This window comes from Mucilaginibacter sp., from assembly GCF_028288105.1.
Taxonomy (GTDB): Bacteria; Bacteroidota; Bacteroidia; order Sphingobacteriales; family Sphingobacteriaceae; genus Mucilaginibacter.
In genome coordinates, this window is record NZ_JAQBOI010000310.1 from 1 (window position 1) to 4588 (window position 4588).

Below are 4588 nucleotides of genomic sequence, written 5' to 3' on the forward strand. Positions count from 1 at the left end.
CAAGGTCTTTTTGTTTTTCGGTTGATGGTATGGTTGACGAGGCAGGGTCTGATTGCGTATCAATAACTACATATCTTAAAAATCTATCTGTAACTGTAAAACTTAGCGTTCCTTTAAAATCCATATAAAACCTATATTAGTGAAATTTATTTGCCGGGATTTTTACCGGCAGCTAAATTGTAAATATCAAACATAAAATTCATTGAAAAAGTATCTTTTAGTAATTGTGTTGGCGTTAGTATTTTATAAAGGAAAAGCGCAGGGGAGCTTAAATTATGCAACATATGGCATTGGTGTAAGCGTTAGCTCAAACCAAGCATACGCCGATCTTAAAAGACAAGATAAGAATCTATCGTACGCCCTAACTTTCAATTATTTTTATACCCCTTATGTACCAATAGGCCTTGAGCTGCAGATTGGGAAGCTATCTGGCGGTGGGACTGACTTAGCAGTAGATAAAGACGGCCGGATGTTCGAGAACAAATACAAAGCTGTAATATTACATATGGATGTGCAGGCGGGTGAGCTAATAAATTACCAGGGAAGTACACTATTAAATATTCTGAAGAATTTTTATTTGGGAGCCGGCATAGGTGGTATTTCTAATGATGTTAAAGTGCAGCGGACCAGCCCCATAGACCCTACATATGTATTCCCCGGAAAAGATAGCGGCATTAACTTCATTGTTCCGTTACGCTTTGGTTATGAGTTTAAGTTTTATAACGAATACGACCAGCCAAACGTTCGCCTTGATATAGGTTATCAGCATAACTTAACCTTTGGCGAAGGTATAGATGGTTATGCAGATCCGTCAACACACTTTAAAAATAACGCGCTTGACCAGTACAGGCAAATAACCGTTGGGATAAAAGTTAACTTTGGTGGCCAAAATTCTTATGATAAAGAGATAAGGGGGTACTAATGAACATTGAAGAACTACGCGACTATTGCCTGCAAAAGCCGGGCGTTACAGAAAGTTTCCCTTTTGGTGAGGATACTTTGGTTTTTAAAGTAGGCGATAAAATATTTTTGCTTACCGGGTTAGATTCGCCCAGCTTTAACGTAAAATGCGATCCGGAAAAAGCCGTTGAACTACGCGAGCAGTTTAGCGAAGTTGAGCCCGGTTATCACATGAATAAAAAGCATTGGAACACTGTATATACCGATGGATCTTTAACCAATAAACAATTGCGCGATATGATAGATCACTCCTATGAGCTGGTCTTTAAAAGTTTGCCCAGGAAACAACAAGCCGAAATTACTGACGGTAAATAATTCTATGAAAAAAAATATTTTTTTGTTGCTGTTGCTTTTTTCCTGTCTACATGGATACGCCCAATTAACCCCATTTGAGCAAAGTAAGGATAAAAACTACACAGCCACTTACGCCGAAGTTATTAGTTATTATCAGAACCTGAGCAAACAGCAACCACAAATGCGACTGTTTAATTATGGCTCAACAGATATTGGCAAGCCTTTAACGCTGGTTGTATTATCAAAAGATAAAGTGTTTGATCCTGCTCTTATAAAAAAGCAGAACAAGCGTGCGTTGCTCATTAATAACGGCATCCACCCCGGCGAACCCGAAGGTATTGATGCCAGTATGATGCTGGTGCGCGACCTGCTAAAGAAGAATCAATTACCCGAAGATGTAGTGCTGTGCTTTATAGCGCTGTACAATATTGATGGCAGCATTAACCGTGGGGTATCCCGCGTAAATCAGAATGGCCCGCGTGCTTATGGCTTTAGGGGTAATTACCGTAACCTTGATCTTAACCGCGATTTTATAAAAGCCGATAGTAAGAACGCTTTAGCCTTCGCGCAGATCCTGAACACCTGGCAACCCGAAGTTTTACTGGATAACCATACCAGTGATGGCGCCGATTATCAGTATGTAATGACGCTGATAGAAACCCAGAAGGATAAGCAAAACCCCGTACTGGCCAACTATGCCGATAAAACCCTTACGCCTGACTTGTACAAAGGCATGAAGAAAAGCGGCTATGAAATGATACCCTATGGCGCCGGTGAACAAGGCCTGCCCGATTCTGGTATAGTAAGCTTTATGGAAACGCCACGCTTTTCTACAGGCTTTGCGGCGCAGCACAACATTATCAGCTACATGACAGAAACGCACATGCTAAAGCCTTTTGATAAACGCGTGTGGGCAACCTATGCATTTATGCAAAACCTTATTGGCATTTGCCAGCGTGATGCAAAACTGTTGGGGGCTATGAAAAAGCAGGTAGATGCAGAAGTAAGTAAGCAGAAAACGTTTGGGCTAAGCTGGGCATTGGATGAAAGCAAAGTAGATACCATAACCTTTAAAGGCTATGCCGCCCAGTATAAAACAAGCGAGGTAAGCGGCTTAAAACGCCTGTATTATGACCGGGATAAACCCTATAGCAAAACGATAAAATACTACAATACTTATAAAGCAAGTGTTACTGCCGATAAACCGGTTGCCTATATTATCCCACAGGCGTGGGGCAAGGTTATTGATCTGTTTAAGCTGAATAAAGTTGCCATGAGCAGGTTGGCGCACGATACTACCCTTGCATTGCAGATGTATTACATTGGAGATTACAAAACCGGGGCAAAACCATACGAAGGGCATTACCTGCATAGCAATGTAAAGCTAAACCCTATTGATACCAAAGTAAGGTTTTATGACGGCGATTATGTAGTGTACGCTAACCAACCCATTAACCGCTACATAGTTGAAACACTGGAACCACAAGGGGTAGATTCTTTTTTTGCATGGAACTTTTTTGACAGCATGCTGGGCCAAAAGGAATACTTCTCTGATTATGTTTTTGAAGATGTTGCTGCCACCATGCTAAAGAACGACCCTGAACTGCGTAAAAAGTTGGATGAAGCAAAGGCTGCCGATCCTAAATTGGCTAACAGTGCCGGGGCGCAGTTAAACTTTGTTTACCGCAATTCTTCTTATTTTGAAAAAACTTACCTGCGTTACCCAATAGGCAGGTTATTAAATAATACTAAACTCGATCTGAGATGATGGAAATCTTCATGGCGTCGCCGGTGGCGTCAATTATATTTGCAATAACACTGGCTACTTCTTTGTGGGCCTTTTCTAACGAAAACATATACGCGAACTTTATACTTAACCCCTACGGCGTATCGCGCGGGCAACGGGTTTACACCGTTATTACCAGCGGCCTGATACATAAAGACTGGAACCACCTGTTCTTTAACATGTTGTCCTACTATTTCTTTGCTTTTCAGTTGGAAATGTTGTTAGGGCACTGGCAATTTGCGCTACTGTATGTTGTAAGCTTAATACTAAGCGACCTCCCATCTATTCAAAAGCATAAGGAGGATATCTGGTACAATAGCCTTGGCGCTTCGGGCGCTATTAGTGCTGTAATATTTAGCTTTATTATGTTTTCCCCTACTTCGCAAATGGGATTAATATTTATTCCGATACCGATACCTGCATGGATCTTTGGAATACTATATTTAGTGTATTGTCACTTTGCATCAAAGCACGCACGGGATAACGTTAATCACGATGCCCACTTGTTTGGCGCTTTAAGTGGCATAATCATTACGTTTGCGCTTCATCACAATGTTATAAACGAGTTTATTCAGAAGTTTTAACGGGGCAATTCAATTGAATTGGCGCTTATCTTGTTGCCGTCGGCGTCAAACAAAAAGCTCATGGGTTTTTCAGGGTTTTTGATGATCTCTAACAACAGGAAGCCCCAATTTTTCCAGAAATTTTCAAGCACCTGCCCGTAGATCTTGTTCGTCCATTCGTCGAATAGGGGTTTGCTGCTTATACCGCGCAGGGGCATGTCTTCAATGTAAACATCTTCGCCAACAGGTAAAATATTGTATTCGGGCAAGCGGTTAAACAGGTAATTAGAATAGAACACCCTTCCCGAGAACTCTTCGAACTGTATAGGGTGCAGCGTGTCTTCCTTTATCTGATCGTAAATTTTGCGGTGATAACTAAAATTAGCATTGTTGTCCTGCAGGCATATCACCATGCCAAAATCTTTTATCCGCAGTGCAAACGTTTGGGTGTTTATCTCATCGCGGTAGCCAAATTCTGCTTCATTATTATCAACCTTAAACAAAAACAGGCTAAAGGGTTTAAACTCCTCAAAATGTATGGGCAGGTTAACACTCTGCAGCATTAAATGCAGGTGACTAAACTTATGGATGATAGATTGTGAGATATTAAACTCCTCGCCCTGCGCATGCATCATTTTTATGCCAGATTGTATCTCGTTAAAGATGATCCCGTATAATAGCTTGCTGGTCCATTGAAAAAGCCTTAGTTCATCCAGCGCTTTTACGCCCTCGTAACCTTTACCAAAAGCTTCGGCAATTTCATTTTCCAGGGGCTCTAAAAACGCATCATTAATATGGGCCGAGCAGGGTATCTTCAGGTCCTTGTAAGTGGCAATGCTTTCGTCAAGCAACTTAAAGGGTTGGTCTTCCAGGTTGTAAAGGCTCATTAACCATTGTGGGAAAACCTGGATCTTTTCTTCTTCGCTTTGCAAAGCATCTCCCGTTAGGAAACACTTGCTGTTGCTAAAATTAAACTTTTCGAACG

General features: G+C 41.4%; 5 protein-coding genes. 4 read left to right on the forward strand and 1 reads right to left on the reverse strand.

Going from position 1 to position 4588, the window contains the following annotated elements:
- The first annotated feature begins 202 nt into the window (after positions 1-202).
- From JWQ85_RS20525 to JWQ85_RS20540, 4 genes are read left to right on the forward strand one after another with little or no spacing between them, the layout of a single operon-like run.
- Positions 203-922 carry a hypothetical protein gene (locus JWQ85_RS20525; protein WP_299471327.1) on the forward strand — a complete coding sequence of 240 codons (720 nt, stop codon included), beginning with the start codon at positions 203-205 and terminating at the stop codon, positions 920-922.
- Entirely contained in the window at positions 922-1275 is a 354-nt protein-coding gene (locus tag JWQ85_RS20530) for an MmcQ/YjbR family DNA-binding protein (protein ID WP_299471329.1), read from the forward strand. Before JWQ85_RS20525 ends, JWQ85_RS20530 begins: the two co-directional genes overlap by 1 nt.
- Positions 1276-1279: 4 nt before the next feature.
- On the forward strand, positions 1280-3022 hold the full coding sequence (locus JWQ85_RS20535; protein ID WP_299471330.1) for a M14 family zinc carboxypeptidase: 1743 nt from the start codon (positions 1280-1282) through the stop codon (positions 3020-3022).
- Entirely contained in the window at positions 3022-3624 is a 603-nt protein-coding gene (locus tag JWQ85_RS20540) for a rhomboid family intramembrane serine protease (protein WP_299471333.1), read from the forward strand. The genes JWQ85_RS20535 and JWQ85_RS20540 overlap by 1 nt, the downstream gene beginning before the upstream one ends.
- On the opposite strand, the gene JWQ85_RS20545 is transcribed toward JWQ85_RS20540, so the two are convergent.
- Positions 3621-4588 (reverse strand): hypothetical protein (locus JWQ85_RS20545; protein WP_299471332.1); only part of this gene is annotated, 968 nt, incomplete at its 5' end. The genes JWQ85_RS20540 and JWQ85_RS20545 overlap by 4 nt on opposite strands.